The sequence below is a fragment of the Endozoicomonas sp. genome, assembly GCF_965196975.1.
Taxonomy (GTDB): domain Bacteria; phylum Pseudomonadota; class Gammaproteobacteria; order Pseudomonadales; family Endozoicomonadaceae; genus Endozoicomonas.
On the sequence record NZ_OZ239981.1, the window covers coordinates 2450197 to 2474691 of the forward strand.

Annotated in this window: 21 protein-coding genes; 8 read left to right on the plus strand and 13 right to left on the minus strand. The window is 43.5% G+C overall.

Annotated features, from left to right (window positions below):
• Window positions 1–97: 97 nt before the first annotated feature.
• Both ACOCLE_RS10945 and ACOCLE_RS10950 read right to left on the minus strand, forming a co-directional pair.
• Entirely contained in the window at window positions 98–541 is a 444-nt protein-coding gene (locus ACOCLE_RS10945; RefSeq protein WP_419536725.1) for a DMT family transporter, read from the minus strand.
• A gap of 211 nt (window positions 542–752) precedes the next feature.
• Complete coding sequence (locus tag ACOCLE_RS10950; RefSeq protein ID WP_419536726.1) at window positions 753–1175, minus strand: hypothetical protein; 423 nt, start codon at window positions 1173–1175, stop codon at window positions 753–755.
• Between the two features lie 14 nt (window positions 1176–1189).
• On the opposite strand from ACOCLE_RS10950, the gene ACOCLE_RS10955 reads away from it, so the two are divergent.
• Together ACOCLE_RS10955 and asd are read left to right on the plus strand one after the other, a co-directional pair.
• Window positions 1190–2470, plus strand: a complete 1281-nt coding sequence (locus ACOCLE_RS10955; RefSeq protein WP_419532972.1) for an ISKra4 family transposase — start codon at window positions 1190–1192, stop codon at window positions 2468–2470.
• 294 nt (window positions 2471–2764) lie between these two features.
• A complete protein-coding gene (gene asd, locus ACOCLE_RS10960; protein WP_419536727.1) occupies window positions 2765–3715 on the plus strand; it encodes an archaetidylserine decarboxylase in 951 nt (316 codons plus the stop codon).
• A 273-nt stretch (window positions 3716–3988) separates the two neighbouring features.
• Here asd and ACOCLE_RS10965 read toward each other — a convergent pair whose 3' ends face one another.
• Together ACOCLE_RS10965 and ACOCLE_RS10970 are read right to left on the minus strand one after the other, a co-directional pair.
• Window positions 3989–5269, minus strand: coding sequence for an ISKra4 family transposase (locus ACOCLE_RS10965; RefSeq protein WP_419532972.1), 1281 nt, complete (start codon window positions 5267–5269; stop codon window positions 3989–3991).
• 399 nt (window positions 5270–5668) lie between these two features.
• Entirely contained in the window at window positions 5669–9982 is a 4314-nt protein-coding gene (locus ACOCLE_RS10970; RefSeq protein WP_419536728.1) for a hypothetical protein, read from the minus strand.
• A gap of 336 nt (window positions 9983–10318) precedes the next feature.
• Here ACOCLE_RS10970 and tnpC (ACOCLE_RS10975) point away from each other — a divergent pair, with 336 nt between their 5' ends.
• Window positions 10319–11824, plus strand: a complete 1506-nt coding sequence (gene tnpC / locus ACOCLE_RS10975) for an IS66 family transposase (RefSeq protein WP_419532963.1) — start codon at window positions 10319–10321, stop codon at window positions 11822–11824.
• Between the two features lie 95 nt (window positions 11825–11919).
• Here the strand turns inward: tnpC (ACOCLE_RS10975) and ACOCLE_RS10980 are convergent, their stop codons facing one another.
• On the minus strand, window positions 11920–13053 hold the full coding sequence (locus tag ACOCLE_RS10980) for a hypothetical protein (RefSeq protein WP_419536729.1): 1134 nt from the start codon (window positions 13051–13053) through the stop codon (window positions 11920–11922).
• Between the two features lie 461 nt (window positions 13054–13514).
• Here ACOCLE_RS10980 and ACOCLE_RS10985 point away from each other — a divergent pair, with 461 nt between their 5' ends.
• The gene (locus ACOCLE_RS10985) at window positions 13515–13802 is read left to right on the plus strand and encodes a hypothetical protein (protein WP_419536730.1); all 288 of its coding nucleotides are present in this window, start codon (window positions 13515–13517) and stop codon (window positions 13800–13802) included.
• A 185-nt stretch (window positions 13803–13987) separates the two neighbouring features.
• Here the strand turns inward: ACOCLE_RS10985 and ACOCLE_RS10990 are convergent, their stop codons facing one another.
• From ACOCLE_RS10990 to ACOCLE_RS11000, 3 genes are all read right to left on the minus strand, one after another.
• A complete protein-coding gene (locus tag ACOCLE_RS10990) occupies window positions 13988–14968 on the minus strand; it encodes a DUF6976 family protein (RefSeq protein WP_419536731.1) in 981 nt (326 codons plus the stop codon).
• A gap of 41 nt (window positions 14969–15009) precedes the next feature.
• A complete protein-coding gene (locus ACOCLE_RS10995; RefSeq protein ID WP_419536732.1) occupies window positions 15010–15240 on the minus strand; it encodes a hypothetical protein in 231 nt (76 codons plus the stop codon).
• 185 nt (window positions 15241–15425) lie between these two features.
• Window positions 15426–16118 (minus strand): hypothetical protein, encoded by a 693-nt coding sequence (locus tag ACOCLE_RS11000; protein ID WP_419536733.1) that lies wholly within the window; start codon window positions 16116–16118, stop codon window positions 15426–15428.
• A gap of 229 nt (window positions 16119–16347) precedes the next feature.
• On the opposite strand from ACOCLE_RS11000, the gene ACOCLE_RS11005 reads away from it, so the two are divergent.
• From ACOCLE_RS11005 to ACOCLE_RS11015, 3 genes are all read left to right on the plus strand, one after another.
• Complete coding sequence (locus tag ACOCLE_RS11005) at window positions 16348–16716, plus strand: cupin domain-containing protein (RefSeq protein ID WP_419536734.1); 369 nt, start codon at window positions 16348–16350, stop codon at window positions 16714–16716.
• Window positions 16717–16896: 180 nt separating this feature from the next.
• A complete protein-coding gene (locus ACOCLE_RS11010; RefSeq protein ID WP_419536735.1) occupies window positions 16897–17313 on the plus strand; it encodes a CBS domain-containing protein in 417 nt (138 codons plus the stop codon).
• Window positions 17314–17463: 150 nt separating this feature from the next.
• Window positions 17464–18744 (plus strand): ISKra4 family transposase, encoded by a 1281-nt coding sequence (locus ACOCLE_RS11015; protein ID WP_419532972.1) that lies wholly within the window; start codon window positions 17464–17466, stop codon window positions 18742–18744.
• A 394-nt stretch (window positions 18745–19138) separates the two neighbouring features.
• On the opposite strand, the gene ACOCLE_RS11020 is transcribed toward ACOCLE_RS11015, so the two are convergent.
• Window positions 19139–19576, minus strand: a complete 438-nt coding sequence (locus ACOCLE_RS11020) for a hypothetical protein (protein ID WP_419536736.1) — start codon at window positions 19574–19576, stop codon at window positions 19139–19141.
• Between the two features lie 171 nt (window positions 19577–19747).
• Here ACOCLE_RS11020 and ACOCLE_RS11025 point away from each other — a divergent pair, with 171 nt between their 5' ends.
• Window positions 19748–21028, plus strand: a complete 1281-nt coding sequence (locus ACOCLE_RS11025) for an ISKra4 family transposase (protein WP_419532972.1) — start codon at window positions 19748–19750, stop codon at window positions 21026–21028.
• A gap of 1 nt (window position 21029) precedes the next feature.
• Here the strand turns inward: ACOCLE_RS11025 and ACOCLE_RS11030 are convergent, their stop codons facing one another.
• From ACOCLE_RS11030 to ACOCLE_RS11045, 4 genes are all read right to left on the minus strand, one after another.
• A complete protein-coding gene (locus ACOCLE_RS11030) occupies window positions 21030–21890 on the minus strand; it encodes a hypothetical protein (protein WP_419536737.1) in 861 nt (286 codons plus the stop codon).
• Window positions 21891–22001: 111 nt separating this feature from the next.
• Window positions 22002–22289 (minus strand): helix-turn-helix domain-containing protein, encoded by a 288-nt coding sequence (locus ACOCLE_RS11035; protein WP_419536738.1) that lies wholly within the window; start codon window positions 22287–22289, stop codon window positions 22002–22004.
• Between the two features lie 95 nt (window positions 22290–22384).
• Window positions 22385–23890: an IS66 family transposase gene (gene tnpC, locus ACOCLE_RS11040; RefSeq protein ID WP_419532963.1), complete on the minus strand. Its 1506-nt coding sequence runs from the start codon at window positions 23888–23890 to the stop codon at window positions 22385–22387.
• Between the two features lie 63 nt (window positions 23891–23953).
• On the minus strand, window positions 23954–24487 hold the full coding sequence (locus tag ACOCLE_RS11045; protein ID WP_419536739.1) for an AraC family transcriptional regulator: 534 nt from the start codon (window positions 24485–24487) through the stop codon (window positions 23954–23956).
• Window positions 24488–24495 lie beyond the last annotated feature (8 nt).

Below are 24495 nucleotides of genomic sequence, written 5' to 3' on the forward strand. Positions count from 1 at the left end.
ACAGTCCCACCTTTCCCAGCTCAGGGCATCCATAAGATGCTATCAAGCTAAGACCCATAATAATTTTGGTACAGCTCTGGACAATTGAAAGAATCATTCAAAACTTTTTGATCAGAAAAACTCCCGACAACATCAAAAGAAACCCAAGTACTCTCTGCCACGAAATCACATGTTGGGTATAACCTGCTACACCAAAATGATCCAGCACCAGCGACATCCCAATCTGCCCCGAAATCACCAATGCCAGCAAAGTAGCAGCCCCCAGCTTTGGAGCAAAGAAGGCCATGCAGTAGACAAAAAAAGCCCCCATTAACCCACCAGCCCAGGCAACAATGGGCGCAGTTTTTAACTGGCTTAGCATAGGCCACGAAGCACGCTGCAAGATGAAAACAAGAATAAGCGCAATCGTACCGATGAAGAAAGACACTCCTGCTGCCCAGAGAGTATGACCACTGGCTCTCGCCAACAGCGCGTTTACCCCGGCTTGAAGCGGCAACAAACTACCGGCAATTAGCACCATAACAACACTGAGCCCTTCCATACTGTTTCCCGAGCCAAACCGACCAATAGGCAACATTCATTAGGTAGAATCAGTATGAACCAATTCTGTCGAATGTCCTTTCCTCAATGTCTTACATGGGCTTACAGTCAATGAATAAAACAGCATGAGAGTGGAAATCATCACGCTATTTTCACGGTTACCAAATGATCAGTAAAATATCCATAAAGAGGAATATTTTCCAAATTTCCCATTAGGGCCTTCTTCTCCGAACTTCCTCGACAATATGACAAGAGAGTTCATAGTTGTGCTGTCTGACGATCTTCTGGGCAAAAAACAGTTGGGGCCGTTCAAAAAAGACCAGCAACAAAATGATCCAAATGGTATTCAAATAGCCAAGTAGCAGCCCGGTAATACCAATAATCAGCAGTGTCAGTTCGATCACAAATAAAGGATACTTTTCCAAATAACAGTGATGAAATCCTCCAAGGAAAAGCCAGTTTAGTGCTGCATAAGTATCCGGATCTTTTAAGGTAGTAGACTGCTTGCTGTAATACGCTTTCCGCTGGCTTTCAGGCAATTCATTAACCTCTTGCCTTAAACGATCGGGTGCTCTCTCTGAATGATTGAAACAATAGTGCTCTATTTTCACAGCTACTATGGGAACACCACTCATAATAGTTAACTGTCATGCCCGCTTCTGTTATTTCCAGCTCTACCAAAAGCATCGTTTTGCAAATTGAAGTTTCTATAGATTCAGGCAACATGCTGAATCTTGAAGATAGTTTACAGCGTGCACTCAATGAAGCCGGGCAGCTTGGAACAAAAGAGTTATTGGGGCTATTTGAATCACCCAATAAAGAACCTATCGTCGTTAATCAGCAGAAGTGGAACTACAAAGGAAAGGTTCTTAAGCACTATGAAACCTTATACGGTCGTATACCTTTGGAGCGCTCCGTATATCAGGGTGTCAGAGGTGGCAGTACTCTGGCAGCACTTGATCTTCGTGCCGGTATTATTGGTTCAGCTACCCCCAAATTTGCCAAGTCTATCGCCTGGAAATACAGCCAGATGCCAGCGCCTGCGGTAAAAGAAGATTTTGAGACCAACCATCAAAGGACGCTTTCAAATTCTTATATCAAGCATTTATCGGACAGAGTAGGTGCATTAATTGAAGACCAGCAAGACACTCACTACCACCTTCCTCCACTAAAAGAGCCTGTTGAAACAATAGCCATTGGTCTGGATGGAACCTGCATGCTGCTTTGTGAAGAAGGCTGGAGGGAAGCCATGTGTGGGACATTGAGCCTATATTCTGCAGATGGAGACAGGCTCCACACGATATATACAGCCAGTTCGCCAGAGTATGGTAAACAAAGCTTTATGAGCAAGCTCGACGAGGAGATTGCAGATCTAAAACGACTCTACCCAAATGCCACATACATCGGGGTAGCTGACGGGGCTAGAGAAAACTGGAGTTATTTGAAACAACATACCTCTGGGCAGATACTCGATTTTTATCATGCATCTGAATATTTAGCTGGAGCAGCGGAAGCACTGTTTCCAACCAGTAAGGCGAAGCGACACCAGTGGCTTGAAGACAGGCTACATAGTTTGAAAAACAAGCGTGGAGCAGCCAAAAAAATCCTTCAGGAAATTGAATCAGCCGAGCTCCCGAAAAAGACAATCGCACTGACAGAGAAGCGCTACAAAGCTGTGAGCTATTTTACAAACAATCACCAGTTAATGAATTATCATCAGGCGCTTAAACGCCATTGGCCAATAGGTTCAGGAGTTACTGAAGCGGCTTGTAAGACTCTGGTAAAGCAACGATTATGTGGTTCTGGAATGAGGTGGAAAGCAACAGGAGCGGAAGTGCTTTTGACAACAAGAGCACTGATCCAGAGTAAGGGGCGCTGGGAACAACTTTGGTCTGAGTTCATGACTGGAAAGGTTGAAGCTAACCTATGAGTCAGTTATCAAATTGAGAGAGCACCCAAACGCTTTAGCATTTTTGATTAATGCAATTTATAAACGCAAAGCAGGGTCTTAATATCATAAATTATAAAAACACAATAAAGAAAGGGAGCAGCCATCTTACTTTCATATCCAACCCGTGCGTTTTCACGTGTCACATACTTGGTTGCTCATTAAATATCAGAATAAATAAGCACTAACGTATCAATAAGCCATTTTTTTGTACCAAAGTAACTTTTTTAGGTTTTGGTTGTCCAAATGGTACTTAATTACTCACAGGAAGTGGTTATGACTGCCTTAAAGACCTGTTTCAGTCGATTTATATCAATAAGTTACTTAATGTTGTCAATCAGCATTTTTATTTCTGTGAACACTGCTCAAGCAGCAACAAGTTACAACATTCCACCCTATCTGCAAAAGCTTCTTCCTCACCAGTTAATCAATTATCTGGCTTATTCCTTGGCAGAAAAGGAGTGGCCATGGCTAAAGAACCATCTTATTTTCGAATTCATTACCAGAAATAATATTGATATGAGTGAGGCTCTTTACGAAAGCCCTGAAAACTACCGAAGTTTCAACGACTTTTTCACTCGCCCCCTGAAAATAGGAGCACGATGCTTCCCTGAAAATTCTCAGCTGATTACTAGCCCCGTTGATGGAACCATCAGTCAAATCGGCCAGATAGCAAATGATCGTATTATTCAGGCCAAACGTCATGACTACAGTCTCACTGCTTTACTCGCTGGCAACAGTGATCTGGCCAGAAGATTCAGCGATGGCCTATTCAGTACGATTTATCTCTCACCAGCTGATTATCACCGTGTCCATATGCCAGTTGCAGGAACCCTTAAGCAAATGATTTATGTTCCTGGCTCCCTTTATTCTGTCAACTCAAAAACGACCGACAGCATTCAGGGGCTGCACGCACTGAATGAACGAGTCATCAGTATTTTCGATACGGAGTACGGAGAGATGGCCATTATCATGATAGGGGCCATGGTTGTGGGAAGTATGGAAACCGCCTGGGCTGGGCAGGTGAAACCTTGGTCACGACAAGTTACATGGCGATTTTATGATAACATCTCTATCTATCTTAAACGCGGTGAGGAGATGGGACTATTCAAATTAGGTTCGACCGTTATTCTTCTCTTTGCAAACCCAGACGTAAACTGGCTCGATAATCACCACCCCGGGAATAAAATAAAAATGGGAGAAGCTCTAGGAGAACTTCTCAATTAGTCAATGATTCATTCCCTGGTTCAGAAACTGGTGAATTGTCTACCATCGCTTTGCCCTTTCTGAGGGCATAAGTATTCTTGACAACTGATGCTCAGCTCCCCATCAAGTTCTCTGTTTGCTCTATAGCTAACCTTGCCTATTCAAATAGACGTAATTCTTAATTTATCACTGTTTGTCTACAAAGCGGTTCAAATGCGCTTAGCTCTATGGCATTCCAAAATGGATAAAGAGGCATTTACCTGGACAGGGTGCTCTCTCAATTTGATAACTGACTCATAGGTTAGCTTCAACCTTTCCAGTCATGAACTCAGACCAAAGTTGTTCCCAGCGCCCCTTACTCTGGATCAGTGCTCTTGTTGTCAAAAGCACTTCCGCTCCTGTTGCTTTCCACCTCATTCCAGAACCACATAATCGTTGCTTTACCAGAGTCTTACAAGCCGCTTCAGTAACTCCTGAACCTATTGGCCAATGGCGTTTAAGCGCCTGATGATAATTCATTAACTGGTGATTGTTTGTAAAATAGCTCACAGCTTTGTAGCGCTTCTCTGTCAGTGCGATTGTCTTTTTCGGGAGCTCGGCTGATTCAATTTCCTGAAGGATTTTTTTGGCTGCTCCACGCTTGTTTTTCAAACTATGTAGCCTGTCTTCAAGCCACTGGTGTCGCTTCGCCTTACTGGTTGGAAACAGTGCTTCCGCTGCTCCAGCTAAATATTCAGATGCATGATAAAAATCGAGTATCTGCCCAGAGGTATGTTGTTTCAAATAACTCCAGTTTTCTCTAGCCCCGTCAGCTACCCCGATGTATGTGGCATTTGGGTAGAGTCGTTTTAGATCTGCAATCTCCTCGTCGAGCTTGCTCATAAAGCTTTGTTTACCATACTCTGGCGAACTGGCTGTATATATCGTGTGGAGCCTGTCTCCATCTGCAGAATATAGGCTCAATGTCCCACACATGGCTTCCCTCCAGCCTTCTTCACAAAGCAGCATGCAGGTTCCATCCAGACCAATGGCTATTGTTTCAACAGGCTCTTTTAGTGGAGGAAGGTGGTAGTGAGTGTCTTGCTGGTCTTCAATTAATGCACCTACTCTGTCCGATAAATGCTTGATATAAGAATTTGAAAGCGTCCTTTGATGGTTGGTCTCAAAATCTTCTTTTACCGCAGGCGCTGGCATCTGGCTGTATTTCCAGGCGATAGACTTGGCAAATTTGGGGGTAGCTGAACCAATAATACCGGCACGAAGATCAAGTGCTGCCAGAGTACTGCCACCTCTGACACCCTGATATACGGAGCGCTCCAAAGGTATACGACCGTATAAGGTTTCATAGTGCTTAAGAACCTTTCCTTTGTAGTTCCACTTCTGCTGATTAACGACGATAGGTTCTTTATTGGGTGATTCAAATAGCCCCAATAACTCTTTTGTTCCAAGCTGCCCGGCTTCATTGAGTGCACGCTGTAAACTATCTTCAAGATTCAGCATGTTGCCTGAATCTATAGAAACTTCAATTTGCAAAACGATGCTTTTGGTAGAGCTGGAAATAACAGAAGCGGGCATGACAGTTAACTATTATGAGTGGTGTTCCCATAGTAGCTGTGAAAATAGAGCACTATTGTTTCAATCATTCAGAGAGAGCACCCCCTGGACATATCAGAAAAGCGCGAACTGAAAGATACTAGCTTCACTCTTATTTCAAGAGATATTGGCAGCATAGTCTGGCCTGAAACAAAAAGTCCCCCAAACAGGGGGACATTTAAGATGGCTTAATCAACTCTCGAAGTAATCACACGTTACTAGGCGGCCTTGTATCACTTGTGTTCAGTAGATAATAAACTGTAGCAGCTGCTACCACACCCAGTCCACCCAGCAAAGTCTTTCCATCTGTTAACTTTTCTCTAATACTTTTAACCAAACTCCCTGCTTGTGTTTTAGATGTATCAACCTTATGTTCAGTTTCTAGGGTTGTGGATGCTCTGAATCCGGCTCGGTCTTTTTTGACGCTTGATCTCCTAAGCCACCTGACTGCTCAAGCTGTCTCTCCAACTCATCAGAAACAGGAGTCGTTGGCCGTGTTTTTGCTACCGGATCAACATCACCGTATTCTGACAGCGAATCAGAGCTCCCAGAGCGAGAGGGACTAGAGTCAAAGGTAGCTAAATAACTTGGCCCGCTTTCTTTGCTTTTCACATCAGTACCAGATTCAAAGACCGTTTCCGCACTTTCACTCCGTGATAATGGCTTTTTAATTTCAGGACTTTGAGTCAGCATTACCGTATCTGCCTTTTGGGTTACCTCGGCATAAGATCGTTTGTGAAATACGGTACTAGTACTGGAATCCGTTGATAAAAAACCAGCACGTTGGGCTACTGGCATTTCAAGTGAACTAGTAAATACCTGAGGGCGTTCTTGATTCCCACCAAGTGGCAGTGAAGGGAGATGCTGCTGACCATCACCAACCGGGCTGCTGCTTCGGGGAGACGCGTGACTGGTCAGGCTTGCCTCCTGTTGCTCACGAAGCTGTTGATTCTCTCTTACCACGGTCTCGAATTCATTCATTAAAGTGCGCAAGACTTCTGCAGTTTGTTGACTCAACTTATGTTTATCTGCCATTTGCTCATGTGCCTCACAGATATTGGTTGCATGCTGGATTAAATTCCCACCAGGCTCGACACCTTGATCAAAAGCAGCCTCCATACTTTCATTCCTCAAGCGTTCTTCAAGCCCCTCTACCTGCTGACGTAAATCAGCAATCGTCCTATCTCTTTCAACACTGCCTTCATGGATTTCTAAAGTATCTTTTTTGTACTTAGCGAATTCCTCAGTTTTACGATCGAGCTGCTCTCTAATACTGGCCGCTTCTGCAGCTCTCACTTCAAATGGCTCGAGTCTTTCCACTTCAGATTTCAGACTATTAAGGTGAGTATCTAACCCCTTTTTGCTCTCTTGTGCTTCGTGCAGTTTACTGGTCAAGGACTCGACTGATTCTGTGAGTGCTCTCTTTGCTTCAAGAGCCTCATCAAGATCCTTACGAGCCGACTCCAGCTCTGCCCTAACTGTCCGGAGTTCACTAGCAGACTCTTCACTTTGCTCTCTAAGAGATTCAAACGCGTCGCTGAAAAGGGCTATTTTTTCGGATAATGATGCTTCTTCTTCATAACTCTGACTCATCAACGACAGTTTCTCGTTAACAATCGCTTCAAAACGTGACCTATCCCTATCAAATCCATCTAATTCACTTTCTGAAGATTGCAATCTCTCTGAGATGAGTTCGAGCTGGTCACCTATTGTTTGCTGTTCAGTGACTTCCAGACCCAAGCAGGACATAAATTCGCCAACAAAACTTGTCGCTTCTTGACGAGCTTGATCTACCTGAGAACGTTCCTTTTCAAGCTGCTGAGATCTTAGATCAAGCTGGAGCTCCCTCTCTTCCAGCGCCTTGATAGCCTCTTCACTCACTCCAGATGATGATGTTTCAACCAGCGCTGCTCTGGAGGCCATCTCTTGCTCATGCCTCAAACTAAGCTCTTTCAGCTGAGACTCAAAGTGCTCTTGACCCGCTGTTAATTGCTGATTTTTCTCTTGAAGTTCACGCACCTTGCTTTCCAAGCGGGTGATGTCCGTTTTCTGTTCTTCAGCTGTTTTATTAAACGTCTCATTCTCATTGGTAAGCATCTCAACCTGTTCATCTAACCGCTGTTTTTCCACCTCCATATGTTGGAGTTTAGCCGTCAAGCTGTGAGCTTCTTCTTGAGCGGTCTTCAATTGATTTTGAAGTTTTGATACCTGACTGGCATTGGCCGATCTTTCTGACTCAGATGTTGCCAATTGAGATTTCAGGTCAGTGACTGTCTCCTGAGCACTGGCTAGATTCCGTTGAGTTTGTTCCAGCTGCTGAGCCAAATCACTTCGCTCATCCACAGCCTGCCGCAGTTGGTCTTGTGTACTGCTCAACTCTTCCTGCGCTTTTGCCTGCTCCTCTTTTTTGGCATCAAGTATTTCTTGAAGCTGCTGAAGCTGACTGCTGGTTTCAAGAGCACCTGCATCAGAATCTGGACCTGAAGAAACGGCTACATCAACGTGTTTTTCACCGGAAATAACATCATCTTCAGTTTCAGCTTTAGATTTATCTGTCCTCAACCAATTTGTTAAACCTAAACTACCAAAAAGTCCTCCGCTCTTTTGCTGCCCCTGATCAGCAGGCACAGTCCCCTTGGAACGAAGTATTTCTTCATGCTTTTTACTGATTTCTGCTTTTTGTTGTGATACTTCCTCTTTTAGAACACCAGCCGCCTGATTGAACTCCTCACGCTCTCTGAGGGCAACCTCAAGCTGACTGCGTATAGCATTACGATCCTCTTGGACACTTTTGAGCTCATCACTTATCTCATCATGCTGACGCGATAATTCTTGCAACTTAGTGTTGAGCCTATCTACCTCCTCTTGTAAGCCCGCCTTCTCAACACTTGACTCTTTTGTCCGTATTTCCTGAGCATGACTTAATGCTTCTTCTGTTGTTCGCAACTGATCTTCAAAATCTCTTTTCTGAGCTTCAAGCTCTTTCTTCTGACCGCCAAGCTCTCTGTTCTGACGTTGAAGTTCATCAATTGATTCACCCTTTTGCTTCAGTTGCAACTCCAGAGATTTAACTTGGTCGTCAGCGCTGGTCCGCAAGTCAGATAATTCTGACGTTAATACCTGCACCTTCTGTTCAGCTTTCTGGAAACTCACTTCCAGCTCTTCTTTCTCAGATTGAACGAGAGTAAGCTGTTGGCTTAATTTAGACGTGGTGCTTTCATGTAGATTGTCAGCTTGCTCTCGCTCAGTTCTCTCAGTTTCCAGTGCTGTGGTTAGCTGCTTCTCTTTTAGTGTTAAGCCATGAATCTGTTGTTGAAGTTTTTCCTGCTCCTCAAGTGCACTTGATTGTTGGCTTTCTAACTGCTTAGTTAGTTTTTCACGCTCGCTCTGATGTTCCCGTTGTGTATCTTGTAAAGCCGTTCTTGCTTTTTCAAGCTCGCTCTGCAGAGTTTCTTGAGCATTGCTCTGCGTTTCAGCGTCATGCCTCAACTGACCTATTTGAGTCTCAAATTGCTTGACCTTCCCTTTATTTTCTTCTACCTCTTGCTGCAAATCTTTCAACTGCCCTTCCAAATTAGAAACGCGTTCATCTGCTGCAGTTTTCTGCTCAATCAGTTTGGAGACTGATGCTTGACAGGTATCCAGTTCTTCTACGGCTGTTTGTTTTTCTTTTTCAATCTGAAGAATCCTTTGTTGCAAACTGGCATTATCTTCCTTCGCTGCAGCCCCTTGACGCGCCTCTTGTTGCAACGTTTCAATTCTACTTTGGACTGTCTCCAGTTCACTTTCTGCCTGCTCAAGCTGATCTTGGAGGTTGGTTACATTTTTCCGCTCTTGTTCTAGTTCTGTAGATATCGTTTTTTCACGTTTTGCAAATTCTGATGACTGCTCGTGAACACGCTCACTTGCTACCTCGAGATCATGAGATAGTTTAAGCGTCTGTTGATAGTATTGTTCTCTTTGTACTCCAAGCATCTCGGCTTGGTGGTGTAGCTGTGTATATTCTGACTGAGATCTATTGAGAGTTTCAGTTACTTGCTGCAACTGTTTAGACAATTCGGGATGACTGGATTTTGATGTGAGCTGCTGCTTAAGTTCTCCAATTGTTTTTGTAAGATGTTCTACCTCCATGTGCTTGAGTTGAGCTGTTTGATGTAGATTCTGACAATCTTGATAAAGACCATCCCGCTGCTGAATTGCAGCCTTAAGATTAGCACTTAATTCTGAAAGTTTGGCTTCAGTCTGAGAAGACTGAGTACCAAGTTCTGTTGTTAGTTGTTGTTTATCTGTTTCTAGTTGTTGTTTCTGTTTTTGCAATAGCTCGATTTCACTTTCCCGATCAGCCAGCTTTTCTTTCGCGCCGTATGCCCAATCGGACAGAATAGTATTCTGTTTTTCAAGCTCTGCAATTTCTTGACTACGCGCCCCCCCTAGCTGAGCTTCAGTTTCAACTTCGTACCTTGTGACTAAATGTTTCATATCATTAAAACGATCCCCCACAGGAGGCTCTGCGACCACAGCAATTCCTTTAGTACTGGTTGTCGTGGTCATCGTAGACACGCTCATATGGCAAACCGTTCCGGTAGCCTTTGGGTCAGTGCCTTTTAAAGCCGCATGGCTGTCTTTTGGAACAGAATGTGTAAGCAGAGCAGATGAGGAGGAATGTGACGCTCCAGGGGTCGCGTTCATGGCCATAGTTTTATAAACCTTCCTTAATCTCTTTTAATGAGTCGAAATGTCGCTTCTTTGGAGATTAAAATGGCCAGTAAGTTGCATTCAAAATTAAACTTTTCCAAATTAAAAAAAAATTTTTTAATTGCATTAATAAATATCAAAAAAGTACTCAAGAACAAAAATCACAGTTTTTTTTTTGCAACCAACGACAGCGAGCTATTATTTTTCGATCAATTGGAGGAATTGAAAGAAGAATTAAAAAATAAAAGTAACTATTCAGCACCCTTCATATAAATCTGGAATTTTCTGATTTTTCGACCATCATCTTATACTCAATTTTTCTAACAAATCTCCAGTATGGAACCAGACTTCCCAGCTACTCCGTTTACCGAAGCTCTCCTTAAAGAGAATGAAGAGCTTCGGACCGAGAATGCGCTTTTACGGGAACGTTGCAGCGAACTGGAAGAAAGGGTTAATAAAAACAGTCAAAACAGTAGTAAGCCACCATCGTCAGATGGTTATCAAAAGCCCAGTAAAAAAGGGAGTGATAAAGGTGATACATCTTCCAAAGAAGCCCCCTGCTCCTCACAGGAAACACCGAACCCCAAAAGCCTTAGACCATCTTCAGGCAATAAACCAGGTGGCCAGAAAGGTCATCAAGGCTCTTGTTTGAGACGTGTCGCCTTACCCGATTATGTCAGGCATCTGAAGGTTGAAAAATGTTGCTGTTGCCAGTCTTCGCTTATCGATATTAAACCCACCAAATACATTGAGCGACAGGTTTTTGATCCAGGTAGACCCGGAGAATTTGAAGTTACCGCGTACTGGGCAGACGTTAAAGTATGTCCTTGTGGTAAACGGAACACCGCTGAGTTTCCCCAAGGAGTGAAAGCCGCTGCTCAATACGGAGAAGTGACTCAGGCAATGGCTGTTCATTTAAACCAGTATCACTTCATCCCATATCACCGGGTGTCTGAGTATTTCAATACTATTTATTGCATGAGTGTCAGCGCAGGCTCTGTTGCCAATTTTGTTGCCTATACCCATGAGAACCTGGCCTCTACTGAGCAGAGTATCCGCGATGCTTTACAAGAAAGTCCGGTTGCAGGAGCGGATGAAACTGGCATGCGGGTTGACGGTTCACTGTGGTGGTTACACATTATGCGAGATGACCAATGGACGCTTTACTACCTCTCAGAAAGGCGAGGTTGTGAAGCAATGGATGCAATGGGCATCCTGCTGACTTTTGCAGGCATTCTGGTTCACGATCATTGGAAGTCCTACTTTGCCTATGCGGCAGTGCATGTGCTTTGTAATGCCCATCATCTGAGAGAGCTTCAGGGAGTTGTCGATAGGGATGCGAATAAGCTGGCTCTGCGGCTGATGAAATTGCTTACGCTCTCCTGGCACTTCTGCAAGAAATACAAAGCAGCCGGTCTGACTCAAATGCCTGGTGCAATACAGCTTCGCATTGAGACGATATACGACCAAATCCTTCAAAGGGCTCTCACGAAGGAAACCGCTTATATGGAAAAACAACGACAGGTGCTTGGACGTAAGAAGGTCAGGAATACCAAGGCCTACAACCTGTTCAAAAGGCTTATTGAGTTTAAGGTTGAAACGTTGCGCTTCATGTCGGACTTTTCAATTCCCTTCGATAACAATGGCAGTGAACGTGATGCCAGGATGGCCAAACTTAAGCAGAAGATCTCAGGCTGCTTCAGAAGCGAAGACGGAGGTACCATGTTTACCCGAATCCGAAGCTATTTATCATCTGCTAAAAAGCAGGGGTTGAACATATTTCAGGCGCTTCTTAAAGCGGTTCGAAATTACAACAATACGCCTTTGCTGGGTGCTGAATAGTTACAAATAAAAATTACTTATTATTATTTTGGTCATCTGGATTTAATATAACTCACCACCTTCAATAACCATTCAAACTGGATTTTTATAACCAACTAAGAAGTCAGCGCAAAAAAGAACCATAGTTCATCCTCCTGTCTATCGGCACCATATTCCTGCCAAGGTAGCGATGACATTGTCTGTATTGCCAAAATATCTTCTCTCATTTCCTCCAGTATGCGTTCTACTCGCTGTTCTGTCTCAGTTATAGGACCTGGATTGCGAGTTCGGCTCAGATCATTGCCAATCATAGCCTTGCTGTCCCAGAACGCCTTCAGTCTATTATAAGTTGCAAAGCGCTCCCGTATCAGCTTCTTCCGACGAATCTTCAGCCCTACCAGCTGCTCCATCTGTCGCCCAAGCTTCGACAGCTTCAGCTGATTTGTTTCCAGATATTTTTGTTCAGTTTCCAATGTTTCCTGACAAGTATTCAGTCGTAGCTCATAGAAGCTACTCTCATCCGGACTCATCTCAATCTGAGCTTGATAAGCCTGGATATCCTGTTGTAACCGAGTCGCATCTTGACGATGATTACTAATATCCCTGTTCAGAATTTCTATCTGTTCCGCCAAGTTTGATTCGTCTGGCAACTCAGCAATTTCTTTTTGTAGATCAACCCGCTGATTCTCCAAACGAGAGTTGATTTCATCGATTGTCTTCTTTACAGATGCATGATTGGCAAATACCTCTGAGATCGTGGTCAATAGCGGATTTTCCCTCTCACCCTCAACCACGACCATCACCTGTTGACCAGCCAGGAACCGGCAGTAGTCCTGAAGTAGAAAATAATCGGCCTCCAGCATATCCTTCAGCTGCATCAATCGTTCCGAAATTAACTGCTGTCTTACACCCTGATCGACCTCCAGAAGGCCTGTACGATACGTTTCTGAAAGTAGGGGAGTCAAAAGGGTTTCAGCTTTATTCTGTTGGAGCTGTTGATCAATCAGTCGATTGTATTCACTCACATGTCGATTAAATGTAAGTACAACATCAAAGAATGGTTTACCGTATTTTGCAACCAGGGGGCTATTTTCATTAATCTTTGAAAGGGGTAAATGTTCTTCATGCGAGCCGAGAAAAGGAACATTCTCTTCACTTAAGGCAACATTCTGAGAATACTCATGCAAAATGGTGTGCTTATCTGCTTCTTGATCCAGAGAATTATCATCACGCAGTTGGCCATCATTCATCCATGAACTCCTTCATCACGACGGTGCGCCTATATTACTTAAGCATAACACTGGTTAGATTTTTAGAAAAAAACGAAAAAGCTGAACAAACCTTTTATTAAGAAATACTTTTTTATTTAAAACCATGATTTTATAACAACCAGGCAGGTAAAAATAACATTCAATTAAATATAATAAATAGCAGTAAAATAAAACTTTATTATTATTTATTGATATTAATATACAAAATCACTATGACCAACTCCTTATTTATTACTCTATTTAGATTGATAGCATGTCAAGTGGACTTATTTACCGACCAGCATTTCTCATACATTCCATCTACAACTACCAAAAATTACTTATTAATAGTACTTACCACTATGATCTCAATTTAAGGTAACTGATGACTAAATAATATCTGAATAACCAGAACGCAGTCGATAACAAAAACAACTGATCATAAAAAATGGTAACATCTCATGGAAATTGAGCTTCTAGCGAATAGTACTGCCTTATTACTCTCTTTTGTCGGAGTGATTATACTAGGCTGTGCCTCTGTTCAAATTAAAAACAGTACAGGTAAAGGTCTTAAAGTCATTACCGCTGGGATTTTTCTTTCGGTATTTTGTCATGCAGGCTTTGAAATGCTAGCGCTATTGGACATGATTGCTGAAGATACCCTTTTCCCTGTTATGGGCTCTCTTTTGAGTATTGGCTCCCTGGCATTTGCCATTGGCGGGTTGATCATACTGAATAGCTCTGATTAATACTTTATTATTTAATATCTGATGAAAGTAAGCTCATGACCTTACTTTCATCAGTTTCGTACCGTACAAAAAGAAGCGTATTTTAATACACTGACGTTTTGGGAAACTCATTCAGAAAGCTTCCCTTTATTCCATCGCTGACTTATAACAAGCCCCCAGTAGACAACCTATGAAGGGGGACGAGATTAATTGATATCCACAATTTCAAGATAAGTCATTGTCTGGTTCAAAAGCCGATAACCAATCTCACCGAAGGTAATTGGCCCAGGAAAACCTGCTTTTTTTCCTTTAAGCTCACCATAGAGAAAGTTCAAAATACAGTTACAGGAGAATGCCATGTTACTATCATTTTCTGGTAACCTCCTGGTGAACTCTTCAGCATAATTCGCTAGAGGGGTTGCAAATTTATATTCCCTTCCTTTAAAAACAGGTGCATAAAAATCTACCTGACCTCTGTCTGTATTTACTTCTTTTACACACACATTTATTACAGCACCTGAATAACTGCAGGTAATGGGTGGTTTAGTATCAATGTTATTTTCACTGATATATTGGGCAAAGTTCTGCCTTATACCGTCAATCAGGCATTCCCGTGCACTGAAGCTGTCTTCTTCAAACTCAATGATTGGACTGTTGGAATCCTGACTGTGAATATTGAGAATCTCCAATTGCGCCATTTTTCCATCAGGTATCCTGACGTGTAAAGCAATAGCAACATCTGAAGAGCATTCGCCAGTAAGACCATTATAAACCGTCGGTTTATCTTCAGAATCAAGGTCTATCCCTGAAACCCAGCCGAGAACAGGGTTATCGTATATGCCTTCAAAATCACCGGCATGCAGAGCATAGTGAGAATGTATTTGTGAAAAGGCAGGAATTACCAGGAAAGTAAAACCATTATCAAACCGGTCTTTTGTTATTGATGCTATCGTTTCAGTGGTATAAACAACGATTCTATAATCTTCAGAAAAACTTGAAAAATCATCCACATAAATGGCTTCTTGTTCAAATTTCCCCTGTTGTTCATCCATAAAATAGGGTGTACTGCCACCAATCCAGTTACCTTTGGGCAATTTAGACATACTGCGCTCGTCACCCGCCAGTGATAATAATCGGCCTTGTTCGATAAGCTGGGAAACTTCTTCCAATGTGTGTAATTTTTTCATGACAAATCCTTTTACCATTAACTATTCCGTATGTATGCGCCTCACCAGCTTTTGAAAACTTCCTCAAGATCACTGCGGAAGCCTTTCGGGTATTTGGAAAAGTACTCGTATAGGTAGTCCACCCCTTCTTCGATGGTCATCTCATTCGTTTCCATCTTTTTGCTGACCCTGTCGATTTGCAGCTGTAGGACATACTTCTTCATCGCATGTTGTCCTTGAGCCATCTCTATCCACTCGGGACGTTCTTTTGGAGGTATATCAGCGTTCATCATTCTCCATCCGGCCATTTCACAAAACACTTGTGAATTAGTATCGACCTTCAGGGGGACTCCCTAAAGAGGGTGAGCAGTGATCACCCCATGATTAAGCAGAGAAGCGAACCATAAGTAAGTGTCAGTGATTACTGGTTCTAATGGTCGGACTATGAGAAAGCACTTTAGAAACCTTGAAAAATTCGTTATTCAATAACCCATCGCTCTTCCTCTCCAACACTGAGCTTGTAGACAGTATCCCAAAATAGCAATTCATATCCTTGTATCATGCGTGCAGCCCGTTGAATTCGACGCGGTGCAATGCCCCTTTCCAGCCCGGCCTCTATAATTGCCAGCGCTGCACTGCTCATTTCCACCGGAGATTCAGCAAAACGGGAAAAGAACTCAAGGTCCGGCTCTTTAAAGCCGTATAAATTCTGGAGGGCTCTGGCCATTCTGGCACAGTTGGCTCCCCACGTAGCCAGGTTAATTGATAGAGCAGCTGCTACTTCCGCATCTGACCCATACAGGCAAAGCCAGGACATATAGGTACTATACGCCTGAGCTCCGGGCTCGGGCTCATAAGTCTCACGTTCAGCTTTGGCCATGCCTACAGCACTGGCCAGACTTTCAAGCGCATCCAGTGCTAAAAATTCACCTTTAAGAATATCCTGAAAGAACAGCTGGCTTTCAAGTTGCTCACAACGGGAAATCAACAGTGCCAGCCCACGAAGATCTGACGATATGATATATCGCTGCTCACCGATGAAATACTGCAAGTCAATCGGTTCAAACTTCCTGGCTTCCAATGCTTTAAAATAAGGATGATGTCGAATGCGATGCTCCACGGCATGGATTTCCTGATGCAGCTGCCTCACCAGCACGAGTGCATCATTCATGAATAACTCTCCATATCAAAGTAAACCTATTAACAAAAAAGATCATGTACTCTTAAAGCAGCCGGTACATAACTTAAATACCAACATAGCCTAAATGGTCAGCTTTGCCTCTGGAGCTTTGCAGGCCTTTACACCGAGTTAACGTCGCATCGAATATCGCCATTGACTGGGATAGAGGATATGCTGTGTTATAGCAGGCAACTAAGTAGAACAAAATAAGGATGTAGAAATGCCAATAACCATTAATGACCTCACTTTTTTTGCTCAATCCGAAGCCAGAAAAGAGGTTTACCACATAAATGAAGAAAAACGGGTTTCCGGGAACCCATTGCAGGCCGTTGTTAACCATTTCACAGACCCCAGTGAACAATTCCATGCCGGTATCTGGGAGTCAGAAACCGGGTGCTGGAAAGTCAGCTATACCGAATATGAGTACTGTCAGATTCTAGAAGGTGTTTCCATCGTTCGAGACACTGAAGGCCATGAAAGAGTACTGAGGGCCGGTGATAACTTTGTAATTCCCGCAGGGTTTGAAGGTGAGTGGGAAGTTATCGAGCCATGCCGGAAGATTTATGTTATCTATGAGCAACTGGAGTAAAGCGCCTGCTTCTATTCAACCACCATAACTGTCGTACTTGCTTTCAAGCCCACACCGCTTTTATCAGCATAATGAACGGTCATTAACCATACTATTTATGGAGATATCACTCTGATCACCTATAGTAGACAGTGAACCTAGATAACCCATCATGATGACGATAAAAGCAGGATGTGAATAATGAAAAAACATGAGTCCATTCAAAAAATCATGAGCGACAACACCGTTACTCTGCAGTTAGGTCAGAAACTCAGTGAAGCCAACGCTATTTTCCGTCAACTGGGCATTCACCATATTCCCGTTATGGATCATGACCAACCGGTTGGCATGCTCTCGGAAACTGACCTGCTTCGTCTGATCTATGATGCAGGAAATACGGATAGTCGTATGCAGGACGCCTTGATGGATCAACAACACTCCATTGCAGATGTAATGAGTGATGATCTGCAAACCCTGCCCATAACCGCTACTGTCAAAGAAGCAGCGGAAATTCTCTCTGATGGCAGCCGGCATTCGGTGCTGGTCATGGATGCGGGGCAGCTTGCCGGTATTGTGACCTCAACAGACCTGATACGCTACTTACATGAGCAGTTTTAATCAGGCAGCTGATGAGTCACTGCTTCCGATTCTCTTCTGGATTTATTCAATCGTCTGCTGTTTATTTGGGTGCTCTCTCTGAATGATTGAAACAATAGTGCTCTATTTTCACAGCTACTATGGGAACACCACTCATAATAGTTAACTGTCATGCCCGCTTCTGTTATTTCCAGCTCTACCAAAAGCATCGTTTTGCAAATTGAAGTTTCTATAGATTCAGGCAACATGCTGAATCTTGAAGATAGTTTACAGCGTGCACTCAATGAAGCCGGGCAGCTTGGAACAAAAGAGTTATTGGGGCTATTTGAATCACCCAATAAAGAACCTATCGTCGTTAATCAGCAGAAGTGGAACTACAAAGGAAAGGTTCTTAAGCACTATGAAACCTTATACGGTCGTATACCTTTGGAGCGCTCCGTATATCAGGGTGTCAGAGGTGGCAGTACTCTGGCAGCACTTGATCTTCGTGCCGGTATTATTGGTTCAGCTACCCCCAAATTTGCCAAGTCTATCGCCTGGAAATACAGCCAGATGCCAGCGCCTGCGGTAAAAGAAGATTTTGAGACCAACCATCAAAGGACGCTTTCAAATTCTTATATCAAGCATTTATCGGACAGAGTAGGTGCATTAATTGAAGACCAGCAAGACACTCACTACCACCTTCCTCCACTAAAAGAGCCTGTTGAAACAATAGCCATTGGTCTGGATGGAACCTGCATGCTGCTTTGTGAAGAAGGCTGGAGGGAAGCCATGTGTGGGACATTGAGCCTATATTCTGCAGATGGAGACAGGCTCCACACGATATATACAGCCAGTTCGCCAGAGTATGGTAAACAAAGCTTTATGAGCAAGCTCGACGAGGAGATTGCAGATCTAAAACGACTCTACCCAAATGCCACATACATCGGGGTAGCTGACGGGGCTAGAGAAAACTGGAGTTATTTGAAACAACATACCTCTGGGCAGATACTCGATTTTTATCATGCATCTGAATATTTAGCTGGAGCAGCGGAAGCACTGTTTCCAACCAGTAAGGCGAAGCGACACCAGTGGCTTGAAGACAGGCTACATAGTTTGAAAAACAAGCGTGGAGCAGCCAAAAAAATCCTTCAGGAAATTGAATCAGCCGAGCTCCCGAAAAAGACAATCGCACTGACAGAGAAGCGCTACAAAGCTGTGAGCTATTTTACAAACAATCACCAGTTAATGAATTATCATCAGGCGCTTAAACGCCATTGGCCAATAGGTTCAGGAGTTACTGAAGCGGCTTGTAAGACTCTGGTAAAGCAACGATTATGTGGTTCTGGAATGAGGTGGAAAGCAACAGGAGCGGAAGTGCTTTTGACAACAAGAGCACTGATCCAGAGTAAGGGGCGCTGGGAACAACTTTGGTCTGAGTTCATGACTGGAAAGGTTGAAGCTAACCTATGAGTCAGTTATCAAATTGAGAGAGCACCCGTTTATTTTTGAGTAATAGGCATACAACTTGGGAGCAAGCTTGGATAAAAAAGTATATTCTGGATTGTTCCAGCTTTTTCCTTTTCTTCAACCAGCATCGTAGGATGCTATTCATTCATTCTAACTATTCCTACATTAGAAGCATCGGCGACATTTCTGAAGGCATAGATGCCATGCCCTATCCACAAAAAACATCTGTTTGCTAAAGAGAACTCTCTTAACACCCTCTTTGTCTTTAAATCATCAGATATATCTTTTTCTTGATGGGAATAAATAAAGACAATGTGTACTCCAATTTATCCATCATAAAAACATAGAAAACTATTAATTGAAAATAAAATTTTCCAATATCACATACGATATACCTTTAATCTTTTTTATCCAAAATCACTTTCATAGCTTGAAGGAAATTTGACCTAAACCCTCTTTTCATACGATCTTTTTTTAAATGATCACATTCATTAAAAGCGTCATAATCCCCATAACGAAACAAATAGTTTAACTGAACAGTTTTACCAGAAAAATCGTCTTTCTTGATCATCTCTGTTAAGTGTCCACGCAGCATTTCATCCATTCCTATAAAACATTCAATCCAGCGCCCTCCCTTAACATCTGGGTCAGGCCAACTAAGGAAAAAAAGATCTTCAGGGTTCATCATAATCACCTGAAAATCATAATTATTTCCCTGGTACGTTGTGCAAAGATCAAAAGAAAGCGCCACTCTTGGCACAGTATCATCCTTTATTTTTGGAATGTCTAACTGATAAGTTATATTTAAATAGGCTATATCTTCAACAGAATCCATTATTTCCGACCAGCACATTTTAGTCATAATATCACAACCGAACCTAAGAAATAGTTCCATTTTTAATTGCCGCTCACCTCCATCGGTTGGGTGCTCTCTCTGAATGATTGAAACAATAGTGCTCTATTTTCACAGCTACTATGGGAACACCACTCATAATAGTTAACTGTCATGCCCGCTTCTGTTATTTCCAGCTCTACCAAAAGCATCGTTTTGCAAATTGAAGTTTCTATAGATTCAGGCAACATGCTGAATCTTGAAGATAGTTTACAGCGTGCACTCAATGAAGCCGGGCAGCTTGGAACAAAAGAGTTATTGGGGCTATTTGAATCACCCAATAAAGAACCTATCGTCGTTAATCAGCAGAAGTGGAACTACAAAGGAAAGGTTCTTAAGCACTATGAAACCTTATACGGTCGTATACCTTTGGAGCGCTCCGTATATCAGGGTGTCAGAGGTGGCAGTACTCTGGCAGCACTTGATCTTCGTGCCGGTATTATTGGTTCAGCTACCCCCAAATTTGCCAAGTCTATCGCCTGGAAATACAGCCAGATGCCAGCGCCTGCGGTAAAAGAAGATTTTGAGACCAACCATCAAAGGACGCTTTCAAATTCTTATATCAAGCATTTATCGGACAGAGTAGGTGCATTAATTGAAGACCAGCAAGACACTCACTACCACCTTCCTCCACTAAAAGAGCCTGTTGAAACAATAGCCATTGGTCTGGATGGAACCTGCATGCTGCTTTGTGAAGAAGGCTGGAGGGAAGCCATGTGTGGGACATTGAGCCTATATTCTGCAGATGGAGACAGGCTCCACACGATATATACAGCCAGTTCGCCAGAGTATGGTAAACAAAGCTTTATGAGCAAGCTCGACGAGGAGATTGCAGATCTAAAACGACTCTACCCAAATGCCACATACATCGGGGTAGCTGACGGGGCTAGAGAAAACTGGAGTTATTTGAAACAACATACCTCTGGGCAGATACTCGATTTTTATCATGCATCTGAATATTTAGCTGGAGCAGCGGAAGCACTGTTTCCAACCAGTAAGGCGAAGCGACACCAGTGGCTTGAAGACAGGCTACATAGTTTGAAAAACAAGCGTGGAGCAGCCAAAAAAATCCTTCAGGAAATTGAATCAGCCGAGCTCCCGAAAAAGACAATCGCACTGACAGAGAAGCGCTACAAAGCTGTGAGCTATTTTACAAACAATCACCAGTTAATGAATTATCATCAGGCGCTTAAACGCCATTGGCCAATAGGTTCAGGAGTTACTGAAGCGGCTTGTAAGACTCTGGTAAAGCAACGATTATGTGGTTCTGGAATGAGGTGGAAAGCAACAGGAGCGGAAGTGCTTTTGACAACAAGAGCACTGATCCAGAGTAAGGGGCGCTGGGAACAACTTTGGTCTGAGTTCATGACTGGAAAGGTTGAAGCTAACCTATGAGTCAGTTATCAAATTGAGAGAGCACCCCATCGGTTGAGAGAAAATCCATTGGCAATAGCACATGAAATACTTCTTCTTCCGGATATTTAAACTGCAGGTTAATAATCATTTGGCTAACAGATGTGCATTGAATCCGCATTGGTAAAACAGTGGCTGAAAGATTATTCATGGTCGTTTTTATACCTTCAAGATACTCAGACAAATGCTTACCAACCCAGCTTTGAGACATTTCAAAAAGCATGCTCAAATTAATCCAATAATGCTCACCCGCGATCCCTTCCATACACAATGAAGGCCACTCTACACCAGGAATCTCTTCATTGCTTAATAGATGGTATAGCTGTTGAATATCAGCCCTGAACGTATCAAATTGCTTTACATCTGAATGCATCCGAGTCAAATTAGCCCCAGCACTATCTTTGAGAAATTGATGAATATTTGCATTCAACTTCAGCACGTCTCTCCATGCTTGTTTTACTTTATGTAATTGCTCAACCAGCAACTCCATGGAAACAGCCTCGTTTCTGGGTTGCAGCGCTTCATGTATATCCCCATCAGCTTTCTGGCTCACGTCTGTATTTGCTAATGACTGCACCTGCTGTAACTTCATAAGCCGTTCAGTCAACGCTCTGGCAAACCGCTCTTCTTTGCCTGTTGTACCTGCACACTCAATAGCTCTTTCAGGTTTTTTTAGCGTTTTTTCCGGCTGGGGGTTACTCTCAACCCGAAAATGATGCCAGGCTCCAGCAAGATGTGTAGCCTGAAACGCCTGTTTACCGGGAAGGGGCTGTCCCCCTAGGCAGGGGGCACTTTTTGCTGGAAGAAAAGTCGGATATTCAGCAGCACCTTTTGCAGATGGCATGTGTTCTCTCTTTTCAAGCCTTATTCATCATCGACAGAATTCGACCATTAATGTTCAGTGTCTTTTACAAATTTACTTCTCGAAAACATCAATCAGACAGAGATTGTTTATTTACCATGAAACCAGTGAATATTCCTGGGGGGTAAGTCCATAGTAACGCTTAAATTCCCTACTGAACTGTGTCGGACTTTCATACCCCACCATAGCCGCAGCCTGTTTGACTTTTAGCCCCTGATCCTGCAGCAGCTCCCTTGCACGACTCAAGCGCAGTTTCTTTAAATACTGAATAGGCGACGATGCTGTCATTTGCCGGAAATTACGGTGAAAAGTTGAAGGGCTCATATTGGCCAGCGAGGCAAGACGCTCTACGTCCAGCGTCTGGTCATAGTGTTCATGCATGTATTTCATCGCACGTTCAAGCCGGGCCAGAGACGTATTATGGCGGGCGAGGGCAAACAGTGGAGCAGCCTGTTCGCTGCAAAGAATCAGGGTAACTATTCAGCACCCAGCAAAGGCGTATTGTTGTAATTTCGAACCGCTTTAAGAAGCGCCTGAAATATGTTCAACCCCTGCTTTTTAGCAGATGATAAATAGCTTCGGATTCGGGTAAACATGGTACCTCCGTCTTCGCTTCTGAAGCAGCCTGAGATCTTCTGCTTAAGTTTGGCCATCCTGGCATCACGTTCACTGCCATTGTTATCGAAGGGAATTGAAAAGTCCGACATGAAGCGCAACGTTTCAACCTTAAACTCAATAAGCCTTTTGAACAGGTTGTAGGCCTTGGTATTCCTGACCTTCTTACGTCCAAGCACCTGTCGTTGTTTTTCCATATAAGCGGTTTCCTTCGTGAGAGCCCTTTGAAGGATTTGGTCGTATATCGTCTCAATGCGAAGCTGTATTGCACCAGGCATTTGAGTCAGACCGGCTGCTTTGTATTTCTTGCAGAAGTGCCAGGAGAGCGTAAGCAATTTCATCAGCCGCAGAGCCAGCTTATTCGCATCCCTATCGACAACTCCCTGAAGCTCTCTCAGATGATGGGCATTACAAAGCACATGCACTGCCGCATAGGCAAAGTAGGACTTCCAATGATCGTGAACCAGAATGCCTGCAAAAGTCAGCAGGATGCCCATTGCATCCATTGCTTCACAACCTCGCCTTTCTGAGAGGTAGTAAAGCGTCCATTGGTCATCTCGCATAATGTGTAACCACCACAGTGAACCGTCAACCCGCATGCCAGTTTCATCCGCTCCTGCAACCGGACTTTCTTGTAAAGCATCGCGGATACTCTGCTCAGTAGAGGCCAGGTTCTCATGGGTATAGGCAACAAAATTGGCAACAGAGCCTGCGCTGACACTCATGCAATAAATAGTATTGAAATACTCAGACACCCGGTGATATGGGATGAAGTGATACTGGTTTAAATGAACAGCCATTGCCTGAGTCACTTCTCCGTATTGAGCAGCGGCTTTCACTCCTTGGGGAAACTCAGCGGTGTTCCGTTTACCACAAGGACATACTTTAACGTCTGCCCAGTACGCGGTAACTTCAAATTCTCCGGGTCTACCTGGATCAAAAACCTGTCGCTCAATGTATTTGGTGGGTTTAATATCGATAAGCGAAGACTGGCAACAGCAACATTTTTCAACCTTCAGATGCCTGACATAATCGGGTAAGGCGACACGTCTCAAACAAGAGCCTTGATGACCTTTCTGGCCACCTGGTTTATTGCCTGAAGATGGTCTAAGGCTTTTGGGGTTCGGTGTTTCCTGTGAGGAGCAGGGGGCTTCTTTGGAAGATGTATCACCTTTATCACTCCCTTTTTTACTGGGCTTTTGATAACCATCTGACGATGGTGGCTTACTACTGTTTTGACTGTTTTTATTAACCCTTTCTTCCAGTTCGCTGCAACGTTCCCGTAAAAGCGCATTCTCGGTCCGAAGCTCTTCATTCTCTTTAAGGAGAGCTTCGGTAAACGGAGTAGCTGGGAAGTCTGGTTCCATACTGGAGATTTGTTAGAAAAATTGAGTATAAGATGATGGTCGAAAAATCAGAAAATTCCAGATTTATATGAAGGGTGCTGAATAGTTACGAATCAGGAATAATAGTTCCTGTATAAGCCCACGCCCGAGTGCAGCACTCTGCAAAGGTGAATGCAGGCAGTGTGCCAGTCTCAATACCGTTGCGGAAAAAGCCTCTGAAACTGGACAGACGTATAAGCTTCTGCTCTCCAGGCTGCTTTCACTAGTATCCGATGTCTGATTATGTTCATCAAACAACCTGACCAATGTATGCAGCAGGCTCAAATCAATATCAATAAGTAACGAGATCAATGGTTCTCCGGGAACCACCCAGGTTTCACACTCAGCAGGAATAGGCAGGGTCAGAACCAGATAATTTTCCGGATTGTACTCATACACTTTCTGCTCCAGATAAACCCGCTTGGCTCCCTGGGCCACTACAAAGATCCCCTGATTGTAACAAAGGGGCTCCCTTTGGCGGGACTCACTGGCTTTGAAAACACCAACGCCCGGAAGGCAGGTATTGTTATACCCTTCCTCTTTAGCCAGGCCAGACAAACACTGTGCCAGCGGATTCATACGATGAG

What these genes read in the sequence shown, in the direction of transcription:
- ACOCLE_RS10945 (WP_419536725.1), bottom strand. Translation starts at nt 541, where the DNA reads ATGGAAGGGCTCAGTGTTGTTATGGTGCTAATTGCCGGTAGTTTGTTG.
- ACOCLE_RS10950 (WP_419536726.1), bottom strand. Translation starts at nt 1,175, where the DNA reads ATGAGTGGTGTTCCCATAGTAGCTGTGAAAATAGAGCACTATTGTTTC.
- ACOCLE_RS10955 (WP_419532972.1), top strand. Translation starts at nt 1,190, where the DNA reads ATGCCCGCTTCTGTTATTTCCAGCTCTACCAAAAGCATCGTTTTGCAA.
- asd (WP_419536727.1), top strand. Translation starts at nt 2,765, where the DNA reads ATGACTGCCTTAAAGACCTGTTTCAGTCGATTTATATCAATAAGTTAC.
- ACOCLE_RS10965 (WP_419532972.1), bottom strand. Translation starts at nt 5,269, where the DNA reads ATGCCCGCTTCTGTTATTTCCAGCTCTACCAAAAGCATCGTTTTGCAA.
- ACOCLE_RS10970 (WP_419536728.1), bottom strand. Translation starts at nt 9,982, where the DNA reads ATGGCCATGAACGCGACCCCTGGAGCGTCACATTCCTCCTCATCTGCT.
- tnpC (WP_419532963.1), top strand. Translation starts at nt 10,319, where the DNA reads ATGGAACCAGACTTCCCAGCTACTCCGTTTACCGAAGCTCTCCTTAAA.
- ACOCLE_RS10980 (WP_419536729.1), bottom strand. Translation starts at nt 13,053, where the DNA reads ATGAATGATGGCCAACTGCGTGATGATAATTCTCTGGATCAAGAAGCA.
- ACOCLE_RS10985 (WP_419536730.1), top strand. Translation starts at nt 13,515, where the DNA reads ATGGAAATTGAGCTTCTAGCGAATAGTACTGCCTTATTACTCTCTTTT.
- ACOCLE_RS10990 (WP_419536731.1), bottom strand. Translation starts at nt 14,968, where the DNA reads ATGAAAAAATTACACACATTGGAAGAAGTTTCCCAGCTTATCGAACAA.
- ACOCLE_RS10995 (WP_419536732.1), bottom strand. Translation starts at nt 15,240, where the DNA reads ATGATGAACGCTGATATACCTCCAAAAGAACGTCCCGAGTGGATAGAG.
- ACOCLE_RS11000 (WP_419536733.1), bottom strand. Translation starts at nt 16,118, where the DNA reads ATGAATGATGCACTCGTGCTGGTGAGGCAGCTGCATCAGGAAATCCAT.
- ACOCLE_RS11005 (WP_419536734.1), top strand. Translation starts at nt 16,348, where the DNA reads ATGCCAATAACCATTAATGACCTCACTTTTTTTGCTCAATCCGAAGCC.
- ACOCLE_RS11010 (WP_419536735.1), top strand. Translation starts at nt 16,897, where the DNA reads ATGAAAAAACATGAGTCCATTCAAAAAATCATGAGCGACAACACCGTT.
- ACOCLE_RS11015 (WP_419532972.1), top strand. Translation starts at nt 17,464, where the DNA reads ATGCCCGCTTCTGTTATTTCCAGCTCTACCAAAAGCATCGTTTTGCAA.
- ACOCLE_RS11020 (WP_419536736.1), bottom strand. Translation starts at nt 19,576, where the DNA reads ATGGATTCTGTTGAAGATATAGCCTATTTAAATATAACTTATCAGTTA.
- ACOCLE_RS11025 (WP_419532972.1), top strand. Translation starts at nt 19,748, where the DNA reads ATGCCCGCTTCTGTTATTTCCAGCTCTACCAAAAGCATCGTTTTGCAA.
- ACOCLE_RS11030 (WP_419536737.1), bottom strand. Translation starts at nt 21,890, where the DNA reads ATGCCATCTGCAAAAGGTGCTGCTGAATATCCGACTTTTCTTCCAGCA.
- ACOCLE_RS11035 (WP_419536738.1), bottom strand. Translation starts at nt 22,289, where the DNA reads ATGCATGAACACTATGACCAGACGCTGGACGTAGAGCGTCTTGCCTCG.
- tnpC (WP_419532963.1), bottom strand. Translation starts at nt 23,890, where the DNA reads ATGGAACCAGACTTCCCAGCTACTCCGTTTACCGAAGCTCTCCTTAAA.
- ACOCLE_RS11045 (WP_419536739.1), bottom strand. Translation starts at nt 24,487, where the DNA reads ATGAATCCGCTGGCACAGTGTTTGTCTGGCCTGGCTAAAGAGGAAGGG.